This window comes from Ralstonia sp. RRA, assembly GCF_037023145.1.
In the GTDB taxonomy this organism is placed as follows: Bacteria; Pseudomonadota; Gammaproteobacteria; order Burkholderiales; family Burkholderiaceae; genus Ralstonia.
In genome coordinates this window covers 2,172,981-2,195,427 of record NZ_CP146091.1, presented here as the reverse complement: position 1 = coordinate 2,195,427, position 22,447 = coordinate 2,172,981, and the positions used below count along the sequence as shown (strand labels likewise).

Annotated in this window: 17 protein-coding genes and 3 tRNA genes; 16 read left to right on the top strand and 4 right to left on the bottom strand. The window is 63.9% G+C overall.

What is annotated here, in order from left to right; all coding sequences use genetic code 11:
- Positions 1–13: 13 nt before the first annotated feature.
- The 5 genes from uvrC to V6657_RS10720 all read left to right on the top strand — a co-directional run bounded on the left by uvrC (position 14) and on the right by V6657_RS10720 (position 3,134).
- Entirely contained in the window at positions 14–1,987 is a 1,974-nt protein-coding gene (uvrC, locus tag V6657_RS10740) for an excinuclease ABC subunit UvrC (protein WP_048936109.1), read from the top strand.
- Between the two features lie 69 nt (positions 1,988–2,056).
- A complete protein-coding gene (gene pgsA, locus V6657_RS10735; protein WP_021195352.1) occupies positions 2,057–2,632 on the top strand; it encodes a CDP-diacylglycerol--glycerol-3-phosphate 3-phosphatidyltransferase in 576 nt (191 codons plus the stop codon).
- A 132-nt stretch (positions 2,633–2,764) separates the two neighbouring features.
- Positions 2,765–2,840 (top strand) — tRNA-Gly (locus V6657_RS10730).
- Positions 2,841–2,892: 52 nt separating this feature from the next.
- Positions 2,893–2,968, top strand: a tRNA-Gly gene (locus V6657_RS10725).
- A 92-nt stretch (positions 2,969–3,060) separates the two neighbouring features.
- Positions 3,061–3,134 (top strand) — tRNA-Cys (locus V6657_RS10720).
- Between the two features lie 50 nt (positions 3,135–3,184).
- Here V6657_RS10720 and V6657_RS10715 read toward each other — a convergent pair.
- Positions 3,185–3,646, bottom strand: coding sequence for a helix-turn-helix domain-containing protein (locus tag V6657_RS10715; RefSeq protein ID WP_048935068.1), 462 nt, complete (start codon positions 3,644–3,646; stop codon positions 3,185–3,187).
- Between the two features lie 183 nt (positions 3,647–3,829).
- Here V6657_RS10715 and V6657_RS10710 point away from each other — a divergent pair, with 183 nt between their 5' ends.
- From V6657_RS10710 to V6657_RS10685, 6 genes are all read left to right on the top strand, one after another.
- Complete coding sequence (locus tag V6657_RS10710) at positions 3,830–4,990, top strand: MFS transporter (protein WP_082170269.1); 1,161 nt, start codon at positions 3,830–3,832, stop codon at positions 4,988–4,990.
- A gap of 414 nt (positions 4,991–5,404) precedes the next feature.
- On the top strand, positions 5,405–6,118 hold the full coding sequence (locus V6657_RS10705) for a response regulator transcription factor (protein WP_021195289.1): 714 nt from the start codon (positions 5,405–5,407) through the stop codon (positions 6,116–6,118).
- Complete coding sequence (locus tag V6657_RS10700) at positions 6,102–7,808, top strand: FecR domain-containing protein (protein WP_048935058.1); 1,707 nt, start codon at positions 6,102–6,104, stop codon at positions 7,806–7,808. The genes V6657_RS10705 and V6657_RS10700 overlap by 17 nt, the downstream gene beginning before the upstream one ends.
- Positions 7,777–10,128 (top strand): CHASE2 domain-containing protein, encoded by a 2,352-nt coding sequence (locus tag V6657_RS10695; RefSeq protein ID WP_048935059.1) that lies wholly within the window; start codon positions 7,777–7,779, stop codon positions 10,126–10,128. The genes V6657_RS10700 and V6657_RS10695 overlap by 32 nt, the downstream gene beginning before the upstream one ends.
- Positions 10,129–10,359: 231 nt before the next feature.
- A complete protein-coding gene (locus V6657_RS10690; protein ID WP_082170270.1) occupies positions 10,360–10,560 on the top strand; it encodes a hypothetical protein in 201 nt (66 codons plus the stop codon).
- Positions 10,561–10,617: 57 nt separating this feature from the next.
- Positions 10,618–11,319, top strand: a complete 702-nt coding sequence (locus tag V6657_RS10685) for a response regulator transcription factor (protein ID WP_048935060.1) — start codon at positions 10,618–10,620, stop codon at positions 11,317–11,319.
- 342 nt (positions 11,320–11,661) lie between these two features.
- On the opposite strand, the gene V6657_RS10680 is transcribed toward V6657_RS10685, so the two are convergent.
- Positions 11,662–12,417 (bottom strand): FadR/GntR family transcriptional regulator, encoded by a 756-nt coding sequence (locus V6657_RS10680; RefSeq protein ID WP_048935061.1) that lies wholly within the window; start codon positions 12,415–12,417, stop codon positions 11,662–11,664.
- Between the two features lie 105 nt (positions 12,418–12,522).
- Between V6657_RS10680 and gudD the strand changes: the two genes are divergently transcribed.
- The 5 genes from gudD to V6657_RS10655 all read left to right on the top strand — a co-directional run bounded on the left by gudD (position 12,523) and on the right by V6657_RS10655 (position 19,925).
- Positions 12,523–13,875, top strand: a complete 1,353-nt coding sequence (gudD, locus tag V6657_RS10675) for a glucarate dehydratase (protein ID WP_048935062.1) — start codon at positions 12,523–12,525, stop codon at positions 13,873–13,875.
- A 66-nt stretch (positions 13,876–13,941) separates the two neighbouring features.
- A complete protein-coding gene (locus tag V6657_RS10670; RefSeq protein WP_048935063.1) occupies positions 13,942–15,234 on the top strand; it encodes an MFS transporter in 1,293 nt (430 codons plus the stop codon).
- Between the two features lie 10 nt (positions 15,235–15,244).
- Positions 15,245–17,656, top strand: a complete 2,412-nt coding sequence (locus V6657_RS10665) for a glycoside hydrolase family 31 protein (RefSeq protein ID WP_048935064.1) — start codon at positions 15,245–15,247, stop codon at positions 17,654–17,656.
- Positions 17,657–17,751: 95 nt separating this feature from the next.
- Positions 17,752–18,951 carry a porin gene (locus tag V6657_RS10660; RefSeq protein ID WP_048935065.1) on the top strand — a complete coding sequence of 400 codons (1,200 nt, stop codon included), beginning with the start codon at positions 17,752–17,754 and terminating at the stop codon, positions 18,949–18,951.
- Positions 18,951–19,925 carry an aldose 1-epimerase gene (locus tag V6657_RS10655; protein ID WP_137884607.1) on the top strand — a complete coding sequence of 325 codons (975 nt, stop codon included), beginning with the start codon at positions 18,951–18,953 and terminating at the stop codon, positions 19,923–19,925. The genes V6657_RS10660 and V6657_RS10655 overlap by 1 nt, the downstream gene beginning before the upstream one ends.
- Here V6657_RS10655 and istB read toward each other — a convergent pair.
- Together istB and istA are read right to left on the bottom strand one after the other, a co-directional pair.
- Positions 19,922–20,707, bottom strand: coding sequence for an IS21-like element helper ATPase IstB (gene istB, locus V6657_RS10650; protein ID WP_004630242.1), 786 nt, complete (start codon positions 20,705–20,707; stop codon positions 19,922–19,924). The two genes, V6657_RS10655 and istB, sit on opposite strands and share 4 nt — an antisense overlap.
- Entirely contained in the window at positions 20,697–22,223 is a 1,527-nt protein-coding gene (gene istA, locus V6657_RS10645; protein ID WP_012760797.1) for an IS21 family transposase, read from the bottom strand. The genes istB and istA overlap by 11 nt, the downstream gene beginning before the upstream one ends.
- Positions 22,224–22,447 lie beyond the last annotated feature (224 nt).

The window sequence follows — 22,447 nt, the reverse complement described above, 5'->3', positions numbered from 1 at the left end:
GCCTGCGAACGCCATGCCGTCCGACCCCACGCCCCCCGATCTTCCTGAGACGCCCGAGAGCGTTGAACCCAGCGCAGCCGCGAATGTGCCCGATTTCGACGCGAAAGCGTACATCGCGCGCCTGCCGAACCTGCCCGGCGTATATCGCTACTTTGATGCGCAGGGCAACGTGCTCTACGTCGGCAAGGCGCGTGACCTGAAGAAGCGTGTCTCCAGCTACTTCAACAAGACGCTGCTTTCGCCGCGTATTGCGATGATGGTGGCGAAGATCGCCCGTATCGACACCACCGTCGTGCGCAGTGAGGCCGAGGCGCTGCTGCTCGAGAACAACCTCATCAAGGCACTGGCGCCGCGCTACAACATCCTGTTTCGCGACGACAAGTCGTATCCGTATCTCAAGCTCACGCAGCATGCGTATCCGCGCATGGCGTACTACCGCGGCGCCACCGATCGCAAGCACCAGTACTTCGGCCCGTTCCCGAGTGCGCATGCGGTGCGGGAGAGCATGCAGATCCTGCAGAAGGTGTTTCAGCTGCGCACGTGCGAAGACACCGTCTTTAACAACCGCACACGTCCGTGCCTGCTGCACCAGATCCATCGCTGCAGCGGCCCATGCGTGCAGGCGATCAGCCCCGAGGACTACGCCCGCGACGTCGCCAACGCAGCCGGATTCCTGCAAGGTCGTCAGGACGAAGTCATGCAGACGCTTCAGGACAAGATGTTGCGCTATTCAGAGGCGCTGCAGTTCGAGCAGGCCGCCATCGTGCGTGACCAGATCGGCGCACTGTCGACCGTGCTCACGCAGCAATCGGTGGAAGAGGTGGGGCAGGCCAGCGACATCGACATCCTGGCCGTGGCCATCAAGGGCGGCCACGCCTGCGTGAACCTGGCGATGGTGCGCGGCGGCCGGCATCTGGGTGATAAGGCCTATTTTCCGACTCACGTGGAGGATGGCGCCGCCATCGTCGGTGAAGACGTGGAAGCCGAGGCTGCTGCTGCAACCGATGGGGCGCGCGATCCGGAGCGCATGGCCAGCGACATCCTCGAAGCGTTTGTCGCGCAGCACTATCTGGACCAGTTCGTGCCGCCCGTGCTGGTGGTCAGCCACCCGATCCACGCGACTGAGCTGATCGACGCACTGGCTGAACAGGCTGGGCGCCGCGTGTCTGTTGTGCGCCAGCCGCAGGGCGGGCGTCGCGCGTGGCTGGAGATGGCCGAGAAGGGCGCCGAGCTTTCACTGATGCGTCGCCTCTCTGAGCAGGGTAGCCAGCAGGCCCGCACACGCGCACTGGCCGAGACCATCGGTATCGATCTCGAAGACCTTGCTGCGCTGCGCGTCGAGTGCTTCGACATCAGCCACACCGCCGGCGAGGCCACGCAGGCATCGTGCGTGGTCTTCCACAGCCACGCCATGCAGAACGGCGAATACCGCCGCTACAACATCCAGGACATCACCCCCGGCGACGACTACGCCGCCATGCGCCAAGTGCTCACCCGCCGCTACCAGAAGATCGTCGAGCAGGCGGGCGAAGACACACCCAATATGCCAACCATCGTGCTGATCGACGGCGGCAAGGGGCAGGTGGAAGTCGCGCGGCAGGTGTTTGAAGAGCTGGGGCTCGACATCGGCTTGCTGGTCGGCGTGGCCAAGGGCGAGGGCCGCAAGGTTGGCCTGGAGACGCTGATCTTTGCTGACGGCCGGTCTTCATTGGAACTGGGGCAGGGCAGCGCCGCACTGATGCTGGTCGCGCAGATCCGTGACGAAGCGCACCGTTTTGCCATCACCGGCATGCGCGCCAAGCGGGCCAAGGCGCGCAATACCTCGCGGCTGGAAGAGATCGAGGGCATTGGTGCCAAGCGTCGGCAGCGGTTGCTGGCGCGCTTTGGCGGCCTGCGCGGCGTGATGTCTGCCAGCGTGGATGAGCTGGCCACGGTGGAGGGCATCTCCCAGACCCTGGCCGAAGAAATCTACCGCCAGTTGCATTGATCGGCGACAATGCCCCATCTTGCCGCGCCGGCGCATGACCCGGCGCAGTAGTTGTTCTCTCGACTTGCCATGCCTTTCAATTTCCCGATCCTCCTGACCTGGCTGCGTGTGGCCATGATCCCGCTGGTGGTGGGCGTGTTCTACCTGCCGGACACTTGGATGGCGCTGCCCGCCAAGAACCTGACGGCCGCGGTGTTCTTCATCGTCGCGGCACTGACCGATTGGTTCGATGGCTTTCTCGCGCGCCGCTGGAACCAGACTTCATCGTTCGGCGCCTTTCTCGATCCGGTGGCCGACAAGCTGATGGTGGCCGCTGCGCTGCTGGTACTGCTGGCGTTGGGCCGTGTCTCGGACATCGTCGCGTTGATCATCATCGGCCGCGAGATCACCATCTCGGCGCTGCGCGAGTGGATGGCGCAGATCGGCGCGTCAAAGAGCGTAGCCGTCAATATGCTCGGCAAGCTGAAGACGACCTTCCAGATGATCGCGATTCCGCTGCTGTTGTTCGAGGGCAAGCTGCTCGACGTGATCGACGCGCATGTATGGGGAACCTGGCTGATCTACGTGGCGGCAGTGCTCACGCTGTGGTCGATGGCGTACTACATGAAGCTCGCCTGGCCGCAGATCCGCGAGCGCGCAAAATGAGCCTGCAAAAACTCTTGCGCAAAAGTGTTGACGAGCGCGATTCTTTTTTGCCATAATCTCTTTCTCGTTGCAGCGATGTGACGAAACGGTCTGGCAGCACAAAGGTTGTACGGCGGTGCTGGTAGCCAAAATGCGGGAATAGCTCAGTTGGTAGAGCGCAACCTTGCCAAGGTTGAGGTCGCGAGTTCGAGCCTCGTTTCCCGCTCCAGTTTGAAATGTGTGGCCGTGTCAGTGAAATGCGCGGCGGCATAACCGGTTACGCGGGAATAGCTCAGTTGGTAGAGCGCAACCTTGCCAAGGTTGAGGTCGCGAGTTCGAGCCTCGTTTCCCGCTCCAATCCCGAAGGGAAGCCTTGCTTCCCTTTTTCTTTATCAGCACGGCAACGACGCAGTTCTTCACGAATTGCTACAATGCGGTGCTCAGCCCTTGGCGGGGTAGCAAAGTGGTTATGCAGCGGCCTGCAAAGCCGTGTACGCCGGTTCGATTCCGGCCTCCGCCTCCAGAATGCACAAAAGCCCCGACTGGTTCGGGGCTTTTTGTTTGGCATCGCGCCTAGCCACGCGCTTTGCTCGCCACCTTCCGCACCTCTGTTTCTGCCGCCTGAATCGCATGGCCGTCGCGGGCCATGGGCAGCATTGGCGCGAGCGGCTGTTCCGTTTGTTTGTCGATCAGGACGGAGTGCTTTTCGCCCCGCGCAAACAGATGCGCTTCCCCCCATTGCCTAAGGCCCACGACCAGCGGGAAGAGCGCTTCACCTTTCGGCGTCAGCACGTACTCCTGATACGCCGTGCCGTCGGAAGCCGGAGCTACGGCAAAGATGTCGTGCTCAACCAGCAGCCGCAGGCGATCGGCCAGGATGTTGCGCGCAGCGCCGGTGCTCTTCTGGAATTCACTGAAACGGCGCAAGCCGTCGAAGGCGTCGCGCACGATCAACAGCATCCAGCGGTCACCAATCACATCGAGTGCGCGCGCGACAGGGCAGGTGGAGTCGTCGAAGCGTTTGCGTTGAACCATGGTCCATGGGCGGCGAATGGCCGTGTCGATCAAGTGGTTGCATGATAAAACAAGTCTACCTAGACTCATCTTGTTTTAAATTGAAACCAGATTGGGTGGTGTATGTCTTTCGACTCTTTTGCTGCCAATTCGCCTGGGGAGGGAGTTGCTCCCGCTGGCACTTTGCCGCGGGCTTGGGTTGCCATGCTGGCGACGTGTGCGGCGATCAGCGTGGCCAACGTCTATTTCGCGCAGCCGCTGCTCGATGCACTGGCTCACGACTTTGCGCTGAGCGATGCCTGGGCCGGCGGCATCATCGGCGCAGCGCAGACGGGGTGCGCGCTGGCGCTGGTGCTGGTTGTACCGCTGGGCGACCGCTGGCCACGCAAGCCGCTGCTGCTGGCTCAACTTGTATTGCTGACCGTGGCGCTGCTGGGTGTAAGCATCGCGCAAACGCGTTGGCCGCTGTTGCTGGGCATGCTAAGCGTTGGCCTGCTGGGAACGGCGATGACGCAGGGGTTGATCGCCTGTGCTGCCGCGTTGGCGCCGGCGACGGAGCGCGGCCGTGTGCTCGGCGTGGTGCAGGGTGGCGTGGTGATCGGCTTGCTCCTCGCGCGGGCGGTGGCGGGCATCATTGCAGACGCCTGGGGCTGGCGAGCGGTGTATGTTGTGTCGGCGGGAGTTTCGGTGACGATGCTGGCTGCGCTGTGGCGCTGGCTGCCAGCACCGGCGATGGCAGCCGCATCCATGCGCTACGGCACGCTGCTCCGCTCGATGTGTCAATTGCTACTGACCGAACGCGTGCTGCAGGTGCGTGGGCTGATTGCCTTGTTGATGTTTGCCGCATTCAGCGTGTTCTGGAGCGCGCTGGCATTGGCGCTGAGCGCGCCGCCGTATGCGTTTTCGACGACGGGTATCGGCATGTTCGGGCTGGTGGGCGCCGTGGGCGCGCTGGCGGCGGCACGTGCGGGACGTTTGGCAGACCGGGGTTGGGCGCAACCGGCCACCGCCGCCGCGCTGGGGTTGCTGCTGATTGCGTGGGTGCCGTTGGGGTTGGGCTTGCAGCATCTGGCCTGGCTCATCGTTGGTGTCATCCTGCTGGATCTCGGGGGGCAGGCTGTTCACGTGCTCAACCAGAGTTTGATCTTCCGTTTGCACCCGCAGGCGCATAGCCGGCTGGTTGGCGCCTACATGCTGTTCTACGCGGCCGGCAGCGGTTTGGGGGCGATTGCCTCGACGGCGATGTATGCGTGGGCGGGGTGGCCAGGCGTGTGCTTTTTGGGTGCGGGCATCAGTGTGGCGGCGCTGGGGTTCTGGGCAGCAACCGCGGCGTGGATGCGCCGGTTGGCGGTGGGGGCGCGCTAGTGATTCCCCTCTTTCGTGGGGCATGCTGGACGGGTGTATACCCGGCAGGCCTGCCACTCCATAAGCCGAGTCCTATACTTTTCGGAGGGGTCTGCCTTGTTCTAACGTGGTGAAAAATGATAGAACACGACAGAACCTTGGCTCTACGCCTAGGTTTTCACAATTGTTTGCAATATGACAGGGTTGGCCTTTTAGGATGACCTGGGCTCAAGTCGACATGTAAGGCATGTTGGTGGCCTGGGTAAGGTCTTGCGCGGGAGTCGGTGCCGCGCCGGAGGTGGCCAGCAGATCCAACCATGAAGCGCTGGTCCGGGACCCCGATCACAACGACAAAGGGAGCGAGCCGGCGTCCCATGTAGCGGCGGCGGGAGCCGGCTGAACAGCCGGACCCGGAGCGGGGAAAGGGCAGTCCAGATGGCGATACGAATTGCCTCGGTAGAAGACAACCAGGCGCAATCGGAGTTGATTCGAGAGATCCTGGTTTCGTCCGGATACGAATGTGAGTCTTTCAGTAGCGGGGACGCCTTCGTCAAGGCGCTGCGGGATCGAACCTTCGACCTGCTGCTGCTTGACTGGCAGTTGCCGGACATCAGCGGCATCCAGCTCGTGAGCTGGGTGCGGCAGACGGTCGGCCCTGCGCTGCCGGTGCTGTTCCTGACCAACCGCTCACTCGAGGATGACGTGGTGCGCGGGCTGGCTGCCGGCGCGGATGATTACGTCATCAAGCCGGTGCGTCGCGCCGAGTTGGTAGCACGCGTGGGCGCATTGCTGCGCCGCGCTGCGCCGCGCACCAGTGAATCGCTTGAGCGCATCCGCGTGGGTCCGTACGCAGTGGACCCGATCGGGCGGGTGCTGACGCTGAACGGCTCGCAGGTCGAGCTGTCGCCGCGGGAGTTCGACCTGGGGCTGTACTTGTTCCGCAATGTCGGCAAGCTGGTGCCGCGTGAACTGATCGAGCAAGCCGTCTGGGGGCGCAGCATCGGCCCGGATTCACGCACACTCGCTACACACATTTCCAAGCTGCGGCTCAAACTGGATCTCAATCAGAAGAATGGCGTGCGGTTGGTCTCGGTGTACTCGCATGGCTATCGACTCGAAACCACACAAGAAGATGGCGAAGCAGGTTGAAGCGTTTCGACGCGAAGGGTTCGGGCGCGCCGCGGTTGTCGGCGCGCTTGTTGTTTTTGGGGGCGTTTGGCAGGCTGCGTTTGCTCAACCTTCGGGCGCAGACGGAAGCGATTTTCTCTATCGCGTGCAGCCCGGCGACACGCTGATCAGCCTCGCCGACCGCTACATGAGCAGCGTCGAGGGTTGGCGGCTGCTGCAGCAGCGCAACCACGTCGCCGATCCGTATCGCTTGCAGCCGGGCTCTGTGCTGCGGATTCCGTTCGATCGCATTCCGGTGGTGCCGGCCACGGCGCAGGTCGTGTTTGCGCGCGACGCCACGATTGCTGACCGCAAGCCGCTGCAGGCTGGCATGAAGCTCTCGGAAGACGCGCAGATCGAAACCGGCGACAAGGGCGCCGTTACGCTCGCATTTGATGACGGCACACGCGTGACGGTGCCGCCGGGCAGCCGCGTGGCGCTGTCGCGTGTGCGTGCGTTTGCGCGCGCCGGGTTGATCGACGTGCGTGTGCACGTGAAGCAGGGCGAGGCCGAATCGAACGTTTCGCCCAAGAAAACGGGCGTCGGCCGCTATGAGATTTCCACACCTGCGCTCGTGACGGGCGTGCGCGGCACGCGCTTCCGTGTGCAGGCGAGCGAGTCCGTGTCGACCAGTTCCGTGCTCGAAGGGGAGGTGGCCACCAAGGCCGGCCGCCGAACGCAGGGCGTCAAGGCCGGGTTTGGCGTGCAGGTTTCAGGCGGACACCTCAAGCGCGCGGCGCTACCGGCGGCGCCAAAACTCGACGCCATTCCGGATCTGGTGCAGCGGCCGTGCTTCCGGGCGACGTGGCAGCCAGTGAAAGGGGCGGTTGGCTACCGTGCAGCCGTGGCGCGTGATGCCTCCCTGACCGAACTGAGTGCCTATCAGCACAGCAAGACACCGGGTGCCACCCTGTGCGGTGACGAAGACGGCGACTACACACTGGTCGTGCAGAGCATTGACGCGCTCGGCCTGACCAGCCCGTCGGCCACGCGGCCCTTTACGGTGCGCCTGCACCCGGAGGCGCCGTACACGATTCAGCCGGCGAGTGGCAAAACCTACCGCAGTGGTGAACTGGCGTTCTCGTGGGCGGCGGTGTCGGATGCGCGCAGCTACGACATGGAAGTGGCCGACGCAGAGACCTTTGCATCGCCCGCAATCCAGGAGCACGGGCGGGACGTGCGTGTGAGCAAGACGTTGAGCGCGGGCACCTGGTGGTGGCGCGTGCGCTCGGTGGCCGAGGATGGCAAGACCGGCCCGTGGACCGACGCGCTGCGTTTTCAGGCACTCGACATTCCGCCGGGCGCTGTGCCGCCGGCCTCCGTCGATGCGGGCGACGATGGCATGCTTCACGCTCACTGGCCTGCGTTGACACCCGAACTGGCGGCAGCCGGCGCACGTACGCGTGTGCAACTCGCCAGCGAGCCGACCTTCGCCAAGCCGGTTGCCGACATCGTGAGCGACGGCAGCGAAGCCGCCATTCCGCAACCGCCAGCCGGTACGTACTACATCCGCACGGGCGTTGACCTGGGTGATCCGGCATCGGTCATGTATGGCAAGCCGCAGCGCATTGACGTTGGCGCATTCGTCGGCGATTCGTCGCGCAGCCCGGTGCAGAGCGGCGGCGGCAACCTCCTGCTCAATGACTGGTCCGGTCGCACCAACCCTCGCTGACCCGATGCGCGCGGCTCCGCACGGCAGGCTGCGCTCTCTGGTGGAGTGGGGCGTGCTGGTGCTGCTGGCTGCGCTACTGACGATCGGTGCAGTGCGCTGGAGTGTGGTCGAGCGGCTGGATTCGGCACTGTACGACACCGTGATTACGCTGCACGGGCATCCGGCGCGCGACGATATCGTCATCGTCGCCATCGATGATCAGAGCCTGGATGCCGTGGGCCGCTGGCCGTGGCCACGCAGCCGTCTGGCCGATCTGCTGGCGCGTGTGGAGGCGGCGCACCCGCGGGGAATCGGCGTCGATATTTTGTTTATCGAACCGGACCTCGCGCACCCCGAAGGCGATCACGCCCTGACTGCAGCCGTCGCCCAGGCTGGGCACGTTATCCTGCCCGCGCTGCCGGAGCGCACCGAGCATGGGCGCGTCTATCACTACCCGTTCCTTGGCATCGAGGCCACCGTCGCACACATCAATGCTGCCGCCGACGCGGACAGCGTTGTGCGCGGCGTGTATCTGGCTGAGGGTCCGCACGGGCATGTGCTTGACCACCTGGCGGTTCAACTTGCGCGGCTGGCGGCACAGGCGCCTGTGTCGACGCCAGCCACGCTCGATCTGGAAACCGACGCTGGCGGCTGGATGCGGCAGGCGCATATCCGCCTGAACTTTGCCGGGCCGGCTGGTACGTTCCGGCATGTGCCCGCGCTGGATGTGCTCAATGGCCGCGTGCCGCCTGAAGTCTTCGCGGGCAAGCTGGTGCTGATCGGCGCCACGGCTTCGGGCGTGTCCGACGTTTTCGCCACGCCCACATCGCGCACGATGAGCGGCGTGGAGGTGCTGGCCAACGCCACGCAAACGGTGCTCGACGGCAGCGCCATCCTGCCGGTGCTGACCGGTGTGTTCTGGGTGATGACGCTGCTGCCGTTGCTGATGACCGCGTGCGCGGTGCGCTGGCTCACGCCACGCATGGCGCTGGCGGTGGCGCTGGCGAGTGCGGCAGTGCTGCTGCTTGGCGTGGTCGGCGTGCTGGTGTTGGGTAACCGCTGGCTGCCGCCGTTTGCCGCGCTGGTCGGGCCATTGGTGCTGTACCCGCTGTGGAGCTGGCGCCAGCAGGAGGCCGCCTTGCGTTTCCTGCGCGATGAACTCTATCGCCTCGCGCGCGAGCCTGGTGTGCTCACCGATACGGCGCCACTGGCCCGCACGGGCCGCACGCTCGGCGCGCACATGGATGCGGTGGCCTCGCTCATCGACAAGCTGCGCGGGCTGCGCCGCTTCCTGGCTGAAGCGCTGGAAAGCTTGCCCGATGCCACGGTCATCTGCGCCCCCGACGGCACGATCCGCCTGGCCAACGGCCGCAGCGCAGGGCTCGCTGGCGAGTCGAGCACACCCGGCCAGAACCGTGCCGCGGCGTTGCGTGACCTGTCGAGCCTGCTGGCGCGCGCATTTTCCGACCCGAGCGCGGGTGAGCGTTACTGGGCGGACTGGTTGGCTGGGCCCGACGCCAAGCTGGAGCCCGTCGAGCTGCATACACATGACGGCCGCTCGATGCTCATGCACGCCGCTGCCTTGCGCGATGACGCTGGCCGCCCCATTGACATCATCGTCAGCTTTGCCGACATCACCCCCGTACGCCAGGCCGAACGCCATCGTGAAGAAGCGCTGCGCTTCATCTCGCACGACATGCGTTCGCCGCAGAGCGCGATTCTTGCGCTCATCGAGCTGCAGCGCGATGCCTCGCGCGCGCTGGATCGCGAAGTGCTGCTCTCGCGCATCGAGCAGCTATCGTCGCGCACGCTGGAGCTGGCCGATACCTTCATTGACCTGGCGCGCGCCGAATCCCAGGCGCTCAAGCTGGTGGATGTGGATCTGGTGGGCCTGGTGCTCGATGCCGCCGACGAGGTCTGGGCCCTGGCGAATCGCCACCAGGTCGAGGTGCGCGTGAACGCCAACATCGAAGCACCCGTGCGCAGCGAGCCGCGTCTGCTGGTGCGTGCCTTGGTCAATCTGCTGAACAACGCTATCAAGTTCAGCGCGCCGGGCTCGGTGGTGACGGTATCCGTGGGGATCGACGATGGGATGTTCACGGTGGCCGTGGCCGATCAGGGCGTGGGCATTGCGCAGGCGGATCAGCCAAAGCTGTTCCAGCCATTCCACCGCTTGCATGAGACGGGGGCCAATGCGCCATCGGGCAGCGGCCTCGGCCTCGTCTTCGTGAAGACCGCCATTGAGCGCCACGGTGGCCGCATCGCCGTGCAGAGCGCGCCGGGCGTGGGTTCCACCTTCACGGTCTGGCTGCCGCGCGGGCTGCTTCACCAGGACGCCTGATCGCGCAGGCGTTTGCGACATCGGCAACCGCACACACGGTGCGGCTTCTGCCACTTTCCTTTTTCAATCATTTGCAATCCGCTGGTCTGGCGGCCCTACAGTTCATTGGCCGACCGGCACAACGTACTCGGGTGATGCACCCGGTCGAGAGACGGCGGCACCTGGGCGAGAACCGGAAGCGCAGGCAGAAGCGAACCACGCAAGAAGGACCGGCGAACCGAGGTGCTACGTATGTTGAGCAAGACCGCAACCGATGTGCTGAGCGAATGCGAATACGAACACCTTCGCATGCAACTGCACCAAGCCCTGCGCGGCAACGGGAATCTGCCGCAGGATGCGCGTGTCAGGCTGGCTGGTCGGCGTTTATTTGCTATGCGCGGCGAAGGCATCGTTCGGGTTGATGCGCGCCGGTGCGACGTTGTTTGCAGTTGATTTGCGCGAAGCAGGCGTTTGATGCACCTCGCGGCCCATCCAGAAAGAGACCGAGCCATGAAGATTGGCCTGATCGACACACATATTGCCCGCCAACAGGCAATTCACTCCGCGCTGCAGCCGTCGCGCTTTGAATGCGTGCCGCTGTTTCTCTCCCGCCAGGTGTTCGAGGCTATCGACGTGCATGGCATCAACCTGCTGATGGTCGGTGCAAATGCGCATGACATGCCGGGCCTGTCGCTGGTGCGCACCGTGCGCGAGCGTGTGGGCCCTGGCATGGCCATCGTCTACCTCGCCGACGGTCAGGCCGATGTCGAGACCGCCGACGCACTGAACCACGGCGCAGATCTGTGCTTCCAGGGCGATATTCGCCCGCCTGAGCTGCTGGCGCGTCTCGATGCGCTGATTCGCCGCTTTGCCGTCAGCCGTGCCGTGCGCGCCTCCGAAATTCGTCTGGGGCCCTACACGATTGACCGGCAGAACCGTTCGATCCGCCTGCGGGACGCCCAGGTGGCGGTGCATGCCCGTGAGTTTGAGCTGGCGTTGCTGCTGTTTGCGAACGCCGGGCGCGTGCTGTCTCGTGCAGATATTGAGTTGGCGTTGTGGGGCCGCGAGCTGAGTCCGTATTCGCGTACGCTCGACACGCACGTCTCGCGCCTGCGCAAGAAGTTGCTGCTGGGCACCGAGAATGGCCTGCGCCTGCGCGCAATCTACGGGCAGGGCTTCTGCCTGGATCGCGTGATGGAAAGCGTCGTTTGATGGTGCTGCAACGCTGAAAGCGTCCCCGCGCAAAACAAAGCCCCGCCAGTCGGGGCTTTTTTGTTGGCCGAAGAAGGGGCGGCAGGGGGGGGCGTGCCCAAAGAAAAACGCCCTGACACTCGGGACAGCAGCATCAGGGCTAAGTAGATCGCGGCTCTCTCTTCCGCGACCGGAGCGCACCCACGAGGGGTCGGTGCCTATTCAGGTTACGTGGCTGGCGTCGACACAATGCAAATCTTTATCAAGACCAGCCGGGGTGCGGTATGCCCCTGATGTGTGTCGATTTGTTATAAGACATCGTACAACATCGGTGTCGATGCACCGCTTCGGGTGCCGGCTGGATCAGGTAAAGGCTTCCGGTGTCGAGGTGTCGGCCAGATCGTGCGCGCGGCGCAGTCGTTCGCGGCTGTTCGACAGGTGCATGCGCATGGCTGCGCGGGCGGCTTCCGGCTCCTTGCGGGAGATGGCCTCGAAGATGCTGTGGTGCTCGCGGTTGACGGTGGCGCGCGATTCCTGCGAGTTCAGATAGCCGACCTGCGATGCGTCGATGCGGCTGCGCGGGATCAGCGTCTTGCCCAGTTGGTCTAGCACGGTCACGAAGTGCTGGTTGCCGGTGGCGCGCGCAATGCTCAAGTGGAAGCGTAGATCGGACGCCGCGCTGTCACGGCCGGCGGCCTGGTCTTCTTCGATGGCGTCGAGCGCTTGCTGCAGCGTGGCGAGATTCTCCGGCGTGGCGCGCTGGGCGGCCAGGCCGGCACACTCGGTCTCCAGCGCCACGCGCAACTCCAGCATGGCCAATATCTCGTGCAACGTAGAGGCGGCACCCAGCTGGATGGTGTTGTCCTGGCGCGGGGGCAGTACAAAGCTGCCGATGCCGTGGCGTGTCTCGATCAGCGCGTTGGCCTGCAGGCGTGAAATGGCCTCGCGCACCACGGTGCGGCTGACACCCAGCGCTTCCATCAGCTCCGATTCGGTGGGCAGCTTGTCGCCGATGCGCAGCGCGCCCGTGGCGATGCGCTGCTTGACGTAGTCGACCACCACTTCCGCCAGGCTTTGGGTGCGGCGCGCGAGCGTTGCGGGGGAGCCTGGGGTGGGCATGCTGTCTCCGGACGGGTTTCGGGTTTACCAGGGGTAGTTCTGCGTGGATACGTCCATTATATTCCGCTCCATGTTGTATGACGACTGATAACGTACGTGACGGCCATGAATCACAATTCTGCTGAATCCACCCTGCGCACGCCGCACATCACCCGCCTTCAGGTCATTCCCGTGGCCGGACGCGACAGCATGTTGCTGAACCTGAGCGGTGCGCACGGCCCGTTCTTCACCCGCAACATCGTCATCCTGGAAGACTCCGACGGCCATACCGGCGTGGGCGAGGTGCCGGGCGGCGAGGCGATCCGCAAGACCATCGAAGATGCGACACCGCTGGTGGTGGGGCAGCCGATCGGCGCGTACAACAACGTGCTCAATACCGTGCGCCGGCAATTTGCTGACCGCGATGCGACCGGGCGTGGGCTGCAGACCTTTGACCTGCGCACCACCGTGCACGCAGTCACGGCATTGGAAAGCGCCTTGCTGGACTTGCTGGGCCAACACCTGGGCGTGCCCGTGGCTGCCCTGCTGGGGCAGGGGCAGCAGCGCGCCAAGGTGCCGGTGCTGGGCTACCTGTTCTTCGTGGGCGACCGCAAGCGCACCAACCTCGACTACGCCGACGGCAGCGACGCCACCGACGACTGGACTCGCGTGCGCCACGAAGAGGCGCTGACGCCTGAGACCGTCGTACGCCTGGCCAAGGCTGCGCATGCCCGCTACGGCTTCAAGGATTTCAAGCTCAAGGGCGGCGTGCTGAGCGGCGACGACGAGATGGTCGTCACCACCGCCTTGGCCGAGGCCTTTCCCGACGCGCGTGTCACGCTGGACCCGAACGGGGCCTGGTCGCTGGAAGAGGCCATCCGCCTGTGCCGCGACAAGCACGACGTGCTGGCCTATGCCGAAGACCCGTGCGGTGCCGAAGGCGGCTACTCCGGTCGCGAGGTGATGGCCGAGTTCCGCCGTGCCACCGGCCTGCCGACCGCCACCAACATGATCGCCACCGACTGGCGCCAGATGGGCCACGCCATCCAGTTGCACTCGGTCGACATTCCGCTGGCCGATCCGCACTTCTGGACCATGCAGGGCTCCGTGCGCGTGGCGCAGATGTGCGACGACTGGGGCCTGACCTGGGGCTCGCATTCCAACAACCACTTCGATATTTCGCTGGCGATGTTCACGCATGTGGCCGCCGCTGCGCCGGGCAACATCACCGCCATCGACACGCATTGGATCTGGCAGGATGGCCAGCGCCTGACGCGTGAGCCGTTCCAGATCGTGGGCGGTGAGATCGACGTACCGACCAAGCCGGGCCTGGGCGTGACGATCGACATGGACCAGATCGAAAAGGCGCACGCGCTGTACAAGCAGCACGGCCTGGGCGCGCGCGACGATGCAGTCGCCATGCAGTGCCTTGTGCCCAACTGGACGTTCAACAACAAGCGTCCGTGTCTGGTGCGTTGAGGTAGGCAGACCCCGGGGCGGTCTCAGACCGCCCTAAAAAACACAAAAAATACCTGGAGACGAATCTTGAAGACCATCAAGGGTTTGCGCTGGTGGATCATCGTGCTGGTGTGTTTGGGCACGATCATGAACTATCTGGCGCGCAATTCATTGGGTGTGCTGGCCCCAACGCTTAAGGAAGATCTGTCAATGACCACGCAGCAGTATGGCTACGTGGTCATGGCGTTTCAGTTCGGCTACACCCTCATGCAGCCGGTGTGCGGCTTCATCGTCGATTTGATCGGCTTGCGCATCGGCTTTGCGCTGTTCGCAGTGCTTTGGTCGTTTTCCGGCGTGCTGCACGCAGGCGCGACGGGTTGGCTGTCGCTGGCAGGTTTCCGCGCCTTCATGGGCTTGACCGAGGCGGCCGCCATTCCATCGGGCATGAAGGCTGTGGCAGAGTGGTTTCCGGACAAGGAAAAATCGGTGGCGACGGGCTGGTTCAACGTCGGCACGTCGTTTGGTGCCATGCTGGCCCCTCCGCTGGTGTTGTTCCTCTCCATGCGGCATGGCTGGCAAGCTGCGTTCGTGGTGACGGGGGCGCTGGGCTTTTTCTGGGCGGCATTGTGGTACGCCTTCTACCGTTCGCCAAACGAGCATCCGCGCTTGTCCAAGCAAGAGCTGCAAAAGATCACCGACGGGCAACTGCGTTCGGCGGGCGGGAAGCGCGAAAAGCGTCCGATCTCCGAGATCGTGTTGTCGCGCCGTTTCTGGGCGATTGCACTGGCGCGCTTCTTTACCGAGCCGGCTTGGCAGACGCTCAGCTTCTGGATCCCGCTGTACTTCTTCAAGGAGCGCGGCATGGATCTGAAGCAGATCGCCATGTTTGCGTGGCTGCCGTTTCTCGCGGCGGACTTGGGTGGCATGGCCGGCGGTTATCTGTCGCCGCTGCTGATGAAGTATGGTCGCCTGCCGCTGGTGTGGTCGCGCGTGGGTGGCGTGGTACTGGGAGCGCTGATGATGATCGGCCCGGCATGCGTCGGCCTGGTGGCATCGCCGTATGTGGCCATCGCGCTGTTCTGCGTGGGCGGGTTCGCGCACCAGATGATTTCCGTGTCGGTCAATACGCTCAGCGCAGACGTGTTCGATCCGCAAGAAGTGGGTACGGCCAGCGGTTTTGCCGGTATGTCCGGCTGGATCGGCGGTCTGGCATTCACTGCTGTGGTGGGGGCCCTCGCCGATACGGTTGGTTATGGCCCGCTGTTCAGTCTGCTGGGTGCGTTTGACGTGATCGCGGCGGTGCTGCTGATCATCCTGATCCGTGGCCAGTCACAGGAAGAGCGTGCTGCACGCCAGATGAAACTCTCTGCTTCAAATTGAGCTGAAACCGATGTCCATGTTGCATCCCCCCCGATTCGAACTCCAGGCGCAAGAAGGCAATCGCCTTCGCCTGGCCAGCAGCACTGGCGCTGCGATTGAAGTCTTCGTGCTTGAAGAAGACATCATCCGTGTGCTGGTGCTGCCGCACGGTGACTTGCGTGGCCCGGCCACGTGGTCGATCGCCCCTGGCGGCGATGATACGCCCGTCACTGGGCGGGATCGCCGAGACCTCAGCGGGTTCTCGCTGCCGGCGTTCGAGCTGCATGCCGATGCCGACACGCTGCGCCTGCAGACCAGCAAGATCCGCCTGACCATTGCGCTGGCGGGGGGCTTCTGCACGTGGGAGATCCGTCGCGCAGGCCAGTGGCAAGCCGTGCTGCACGACCGCGCCACCCAGGCTTACAACTTCGGTTACTGGGACGAGCAGGTCTACCACTACGTGCGCCGCGAACCTGGCGAGATGTACTTCGGCCTGGGCGAGCGCGCCGGCGAGCTCAACCGCGCCCACCAGCGCTACGAGATGCGCAACATCGACGCGATGGGCTACAGCGCACGCACGACCGACCCGCTGTACAAGCACATCCCGTTCTACGTGACGTGGCACCCCGAGAACGCCACCGGCTTCGGGCTGTTCTACGACACACTGTCCGACTGCAGCTTTGACATGGGCCGCGAGCTGGACAACTACCACGGCCACTATCGCTACTTTGCGGCGCCGTTCGGCGATCTCGACTACTACTTCATCGCCTCGCCCGATACGCCGCTCGACGCCACGCGCCGCTTTACATGGATGACCGGCCGCCCGGCGTGGATGCCGAAGTGGGGCCTGGGCTATTCCGGCTCGACCATGACGTACACCGACGCGCCCAACGCGCAGGAGCAGATGGGCGAGTTCATCAAAGGATGCCGCGAACACGACATCCTGTGTGATTCGTTCCACCTGTCGTCGGGTTACACGTCGATCGGCCCGAAGCGCTACGTCTTCAACTGGAACACTGACAAGTTCCCCGATGCGCGCGGCTTCGTGCAGGGCTATCTGGATGCCGGCATTCGCCTGTGCCCCAACATCAAGCCCTGCCTGCTGCAAGACCATCCCAAGTTTGCAGAGGCCAAGGAAGCCGGCCTGCTGGTGTGCGACGCCAATGGTGAACCCGCCTGGGTGCAGTTCTGGGATGAGGTGGGCGCGTATCTCGACTTCACCAACCCGAAGACGCTGGATTGGTGGAAGGCCAACGTCAAGAGCACGTTGCTCGACTACGGCATGGCGTCCACCTGGAACGACAACAACGAGTTTGAAGTGTGGTCCCCTGATGCCTTTGCGCAGGGGTTTGGCAAGAGGCACCCGATTCGCGAAGCCAAAGTGCTGCACACCATGCTGATGATGCGTGCCTCGCGCGAAGCACAGCTTGAGTACGCACCGCAGCGCCGGCCGTTCCTGGTGTCGCGTTCGGGCGGCGTCGGCATGCAGCGCTACGTGCAGACCTGGTCGGGCGACAACTACACCTCGTGGGAGACGCTGCGCTTCAACAACAAGATGGGCCTGGGTCTGGCGCTGTCGGGCGTGTCGAACATCGGCCATGACATTGGCGGTTTCGCGGGTCCGGCACCGTCGCCGGAACTGCTGGTGCGCTGGGTGGCGTTCGGCGCCTTCCTGCCGCGCTTCTCCATCCACTCGTGGAACGACGACAAGACCGTCAACGAGCCGTGGATGTACCCGGAGGTGACCCCGCAGATCGCCTCGCTCATCAAGCTGCGCTATCGCCTGATTCCGTATCTGTACGAACTGCTGTGGCAATCCACGCAGGCCTACGAGCCGGTGCTCAAGCCGACGTTTGCCGAGTTCCCATCGGACCGCCGCTGCTACGAAGAGAACGACGACATGCTGATCGGCGCGTCGCTGCTGGTGGCGCCGGTGGTGGAGCAAGGGCAGCGCGAGCGCTCGGTCTACCTGCCGGCTGGCGCGCGCTGGGTGTCGTACTGGAGCGGTGAGGTGTTCGAGGGCGGACAAACCGTCACGCTGCCTGCACCGTGGGACCAGCCGGTCATGTTGATCCGCGAAGGTGGTGTGATTGCGCTGAACGTGGCCGAGCAGCATTTCGACCAACGCGCCGATCAACGCGGCTTCCTCGTTGTGCCCAAGAGCGGCACTGGCGAGGCCGTTGGCGGCTGCATCGAGGACGACGGCGAGACCGAAGCCTGGCGCCACGGCGAGCAGGGCCGTTGGAATGTGCGCGTGGTGTCAGACGCGCTCACTGTCACGCTGCATGTGTCGCGCGAAGGCCGCATGCCCGTGCAGACAGACACCATCGAGATCCAGTTGCCCGCCGCCGAGACGCGGCAGGTGCAGGCTCCACAGGCCCGTATTGTTGAAGACCACGTTGCAGGCGGTTGGCGCCGTCTGACGCTGCAGTTGCTGGCCTAGTGCCGCATCCCCCGTGCATCGCAACCGGGCGTGGAGAGCCCGGAGATGCGCGGTTTCCCCAGGTGCTGGAGATAACCAAAACCGAGACAACAACGATGAAAACCACACGAGCCAAATTTTCTGTCAAACCCGTCTATGCCTGCGCCGCACTGCTGTGTGCAGGGCTGTCGATGCACGCATCGGCGCAATCGTCGGTCACGCTGTATGGCGTGGTCGACAACGCATTTGCGTATTCGAGCAACCAGGGCGGGCATTCCAATACGTACATCAACTCGGGCGCCTTGCTGGCCAGCAAATTTGGTCTGTACGGTACGGAAGACTTGGGTGGCGGCAACACGGCGCTGTTCCGATTGGAAAGCGGCATCAACGCTGCCACGGGCGCGCAGAGCAAATCGGGGTACATGTTCAATCGCCAAGCCTATGTTGGCCTGAGCAATACGAACTATGGCCAGGTCACGCTGGGCCGTGCCTATACGCCGTACTTCCAATATGTGGCTTCACTGGGTCCGACCAACGTGCTGACCGGTGCAGTCGGCGCGCACCCGGGCGACGTGGATGCGCTGGATACCACCCTGCGCATGCAGAACTCCATTACCTATACGTTGCCGGTGTTCGGCGGCCTGCAGGCAGGTGTGCAGTACGGCTTGGGTGAGCAGGCGGGCAGCATTTCGAACGGCAGCAGCGTGAGCGTTGGTCTGCGCTATGACTACCAAGGCTTTGGCTGGGGCGCGGGCTATACGCGACTGAAGAACCTGGCTGACAGCACAACAGCCAATAAGACGGCCAGCTTCAGCAATGTCGGCGACTTCGCCATCAACTCACCGGTCAATGCTGGCTATGCGTCGGCAGACACGGCGCAACTCATTGCTACGGCAGCGCGCTATACCTTCGGCAAGGCGATGGTGGGCCTGAACTACTCGAACGTGCAGTACAAGCCGGGTGCATTTTCGTCGTTTACGCAATCCGCCATGTTCAACACCGTGGGCGTGATTGCCACCTATGACCTGACGCCGGCATTCCGTTGGGCCGTTGGCTACAGCTACACGGCTGAGAAGGCGCGCAACGGCATTACCTCTCCGGCAAAGTACAACCAGTTCACGATGGAGCAGCTGTACTCGCTGTCCAAGCGCACGGCCTTCTATGCGATCGAGGGCTACCAGCGCGCGAGCGGTCAGCGGCTTGCAAACGGCGCGATTGTCGATGCGGTGGCATCCGTGGGTGACTCGCAGAACGGTACGCCGTCCAACGGGCGTAGCCAGTTCGTTGGCATGGTGGGTGTGCGTCACTCGTTCTAATGCACAGTCAGACCTGGCTCGCACCGGGGCCGGTGCATACCCTGCGCGCCGGCGCGCTGACGATGGACGTCGCGCCGGCGGCAGGTGGTCGCATTGCCTCGCTGGCTTCGGCCGGTGAGGGCGGCCAGCGCATTGATTGGCTGGCGCCGATGTCCGAGGCTTGTCTGCGGGACGGCTTCGACGGATTGGCATGGCCCAAGACGGGCTGCTACCCGTTGTTGCCGTTCTCCAATCGCATCCGCGATGGTCGCTTTGTATGGGGTGGCCGCGAGATTCGTCTCGCGCCGCATCCGGGCCAGCCGCATGCCATGCACGGTCTGGCGCACGCACGTGCATGGGCGGTCGAGCAACTGACCGCGTCGTCGATCGTGCTCGGCCTGCGCCACGTGCCCGACGTCGACAGCTGGCCTTGGGCATTTACCGCCACGCAAACGCTGGTGTTGACCGCGGAGGGGCTGGACGCCGTCATGACGCTGCGCAATGACGGTGACAGTGATATGCCTGCAGGCGGCGGCTTTCATCCGTACTTTGTGCGCACTGCCGGCATGCACGTCCAGTTTGATGCGGCGACGATGTGGCCGACCGATGCCGGCGAGGTGGCCATCCGCAGCGAGCCGCTTACGACGCGCGAAGACTTCGGCAACGCACGTGCGTTGCCGGGCGACGCCCTCAGCGTCTACTACAGCAATTGGCGTCAGCAGGCCGTCATATCCCGCGCCGACGGTGCGACGCTCACGATGCGCGCCGATGATCCCCTCGATCATTTCATCCTGCATGCGCCGAAAGGGCAGCCTTACTTCTGCCTAGAGCCCGTCTCGCATGTGGCCGACGCGGTCAATCTGGCCGCGCAGGGTTGGGAAGGAACGGGGCTGCGTGTTCTCGCGCCGGGCGAGACGATGCGTTTGCGTGTTGATTTGCACCGAATCCTGACCCAGGATTTGCATCGAAAACTGACCCACCCCAAAGGCTGTTAGGTGTCGCTTTGTGCGGGTTGTTTGGCGGTGCGTTTCTCCTTCTTGGGCTGGGTGGTGCTGTGCTTGAAACGATAGCTATCGTTGCCGGTTTCAACAATGTGGCAGTGGTGCGTGAGGCGATCCAATAGCGCGGTGGTCATCTTGGCGTCCCCGAAGACGCTGGACCATTCGCCGAAGCTCAGGTTGGTGGTGATGACGAGGCTGGTGCGCTCGTAGAGCTTGCTGATCAGGTGGAACAGCAATGCGCCGCCGGTCTGGCTGAACGGCAGATAGCCCAGCTCATCGAGGATCACCAGGTCGGCATACATGAGTCGCGTGGCCAGGTGTCCCGGCTTGCCTGAGACCTTCTCCAGTTCCAACGCGTTGACGAGCTCCACGGTCGAGAAGAAGCGCACTCGACGGTGATGGTGCTCCACGGCCTGCACGCCGATGGCGGTGCCGAGATGGGTCTTGCCCGTACCTGGGCCGCCGACCAGCACGATGTTGTGCGCCGACTCGAGGAACTCGCAGCGGTGAAGCTGCCGCACCAGTGCTTCGTTGGCCTCGCTGCAACTGAAGTCGAAGCCGGTCAGGTCTCGGTAGGCTGGGAAGCGCGCCACCTTCATCTGATAGGCCAGCGAGCGCACCTCGCGCTCGGTGAGCTCGGCCTTGAGCAGACGCGACAGGATGGCCACGGCCGACTGGTAGGCCGGCGAGTCCTGCGCCGCCAGGTCGCCCAGCGCTTGTGCCATGCCGTGCAGCTTCAACGACTTGAGCATCTCCAACATGACTTCATGCTGCATGATGCACCTCCCGATCTCGCAAGCTGTCGTAGCGGCCGACGTTGGCCTGCGGTTCGACGTGCAGCGCCAGTGCCTGTGGTGAGGTGATCGGTGCCACGGGCTCGCCTTCCAGGAGGCGGCTGAGGATGTTCAGGATGGTTTGCTTGGACGGGGCACCCGCCTCCAGTGCGAGCTCCACCGCAGTGAGCACGGCCTGTTCGTCGTGCAACAGCACCAGCGCCAGGATCTCGACCATCTCGCGATCGCCACCAGGGCGTTTGAGCAGTGTGGATTGCAGGCGTCGGAAGCCCTCTGGCAGTTCGGCGAACGGTGCGCCGTTACGCAGCGCACCGGGCTTACGCTGCAGCACCGCGAGGTAGTGGTGCCAGTCATAGATTGTGCGCCCCGGAAGATGGCTACGGTCGATGTGCCGCACGTGCTCGGCAATCACCTGGCCTTCGGCCACGAACACGAGCCGATTGGCATAGACGCGCAGACTGATGGGCCGGTTGGCAAACGACGCCGGTACGCTGTAGCGGTTGCGCTCGAAGGTCACCAGGCAGGTTGGTGAGACGCGCTTGGTGTGCTCCACAAAGCCATCGAACGGCTGCCCCACGGGCATCAGGTGTGGCCGCTCCAGCGACCAGGCCTCCCAGAGGGTCATGTCCAGCTCAGGATGGCGGGTCTGCTGCCACAGCCGTACGCACTGGTCGGCCAGCCAGTCATTAAGTGCCGCCAGAGAGCCGAATGCAGGGATGCGTTGCCAGATGCGGTGACGGCTGTCCTGCACGTTCTTCTCTATCTGCCCCTTCTCCCAGCCCGAGGCCGGGTTACAGAACTCGGCGTCGAACAGGTAGTGGCTGACCATGGTGCTGAAGCGCAAGTTGACGTCACGCAACTTGCCCAGGCGCACGCGATCCACGGCGGTCTTCATGTTGTCGTAGATGCCGCGACGCGGGATACCGCCCCAGGCCACAAAGGCGTGGTGATGGGCATCGAACAGCATCTCGTGGGTCTGCAGCAGATACGCGCGCAGGAAGAATGCGCGGCTGTGGCTGAGCTTGAACTGAGCCACTTGCAGCTTGGTGCGCTCGCCGGCGATGACCGCCCAGTCCTCGCTCCAGTCGAACTGGAAGGCCTCACCCTCTGCGAAGCGCAGTGGGATAAAGGTGCCTCGCCCCGACGTGCGGGCTTGCTCCTGTTGCTCCTGGCGCCAGCGGCGAGCGAATGCGGCAACGCGATCGTAGGAGCCGGTGAAGCCCAAGGCACACAGATCAGTGTGGATCTGCTTGAGTGTGCGCCGTTGCTTGCGTGGCTTGTTGGCCTCGGTCTTGAGCCAAGCGGAGAGCTTGGCGGCATGGCCGTCGAGCTTGCTCGGACTCTGCCGTGCAGGATAGGCCGGTGCCGTGGTGTCAGCGCGCAGATAGCGCCTGACCGTGTTCCTGGAGATGCCCAGGCGTCTGGCGATCTCGCGCAGCGGGATCTGGTCGCGAAGATGCCAGCGTCGAATGATGCTCAGTATGGCCACGTCGATCACTCCGATCTCCCGCTCGTTGCCGAGCGGGACAGTGTTCTATACGTGGGTCAACATTCGATGCAAAAACCTACCTCGGGTGGGTCAGGATTCCGTGCAAATCAACACGATTGGTTCAGAATGAGCTTGCCACCCTGCCCAAGGAGTGAGGAGAAGGGCTGCCAATGCGTAGTTGGCGGAGTGTCGGCAGCCTTTGGGAAAAATTTCGCAAATATTTGCGACGACAG

Bases quoted from the DNA above. Each gene is read 5' to 3' on its own strand.
- gudD (WP_048935062.1), top strand. From the start codon at position 12,523: ATGAATCACAATTCTGCTGAATCCACCCTGCGCACGCCGCACATCACC.
- V6657_RS10710 (WP_082170269.1), top strand. From the start codon at position 3,830: ATGCTGGCGACGTGTGCGGCGATCAGCGTGGCCAACGTCTATTTCGCG.
- V6657_RS10680 (WP_048935061.1), bottom strand. From the start codon at position 12,417: ATGCCCACCCCAGGCTCCCCCGCAACGCTCGCGCGCCGCACCCAAAGC.
- istB (WP_004630242.1), bottom strand. From the start codon at position 20,707: ATGCAGCATGAAGTCATGTTGGAGATGCTCAAGTCGTTGAAGCTGCAC.
- pgsA (WP_021195352.1), top strand. From the start codon at position 2,057: ATGCCTTTCAATTTCCCGATCCTCCTGACCTGGCTGCGTGTGGCCATG.
- V6657_RS10715 (WP_048935068.1), bottom strand. From the start codon at position 3,646: ATGGTTCAACGCAAACGCTTCGACGACTCCACCTGCCCTGTCGCGCGC.
- V6657_RS10655 (WP_137884607.1), top strand. From the start codon at position 18,951: ATGCACAGTCAGACCTGGCTCGCACCGGGGCCGGTGCATACCCTGCGC.
- V6657_RS10665 (WP_048935064.1), top strand. From the start codon at position 15,245: ATGTCCATGTTGCATCCCCCCCGATTCGAACTCCAGGCGCAAGAAGGC.
- V6657_RS10685 (WP_048935060.1), top strand. From the start codon at position 10,618: ATGAAGATTGGCCTGATCGACACACATATTGCCCGCCAACAGGCAATT.
- V6657_RS10660 (WP_048935065.1), top strand. From the start codon at position 17,752: ATGAAAACCACACGAGCCAAATTTTCTGTCAAACCCGTCTATGCCTGC.
- V6657_RS10690 (WP_082170270.1), top strand. From the start codon at position 10,360: ATGTTGAGCAAGACCGCAACCGATGTGCTGAGCGAATGCGAATACGAA.
- V6657_RS10705 (WP_021195289.1), top strand. From the start codon at position 5,405: ATGGCGATACGAATTGCCTCGGTAGAAGACAACCAGGCGCAATCGGAG.
- V6657_RS10695 (WP_048935059.1), top strand. From the start codon at position 7,777: ATGACTGGTCCGGTCGCACCAACCCTCGCTGACCCGATGCGCGCGGCT.
- uvrC (WP_048936109.1), top strand. From the start codon at position 14: ATGCCGTCCGACCCCACGCCCCCCGATCTTCCTGAGACGCCCGAGAGC.
- V6657_RS10700 (WP_048935058.1), top strand. From the start codon at position 6,102: ATGGCGAAGCAGGTTGAAGCGTTTCGACGCGAAGGGTTCGGGCGCGCC.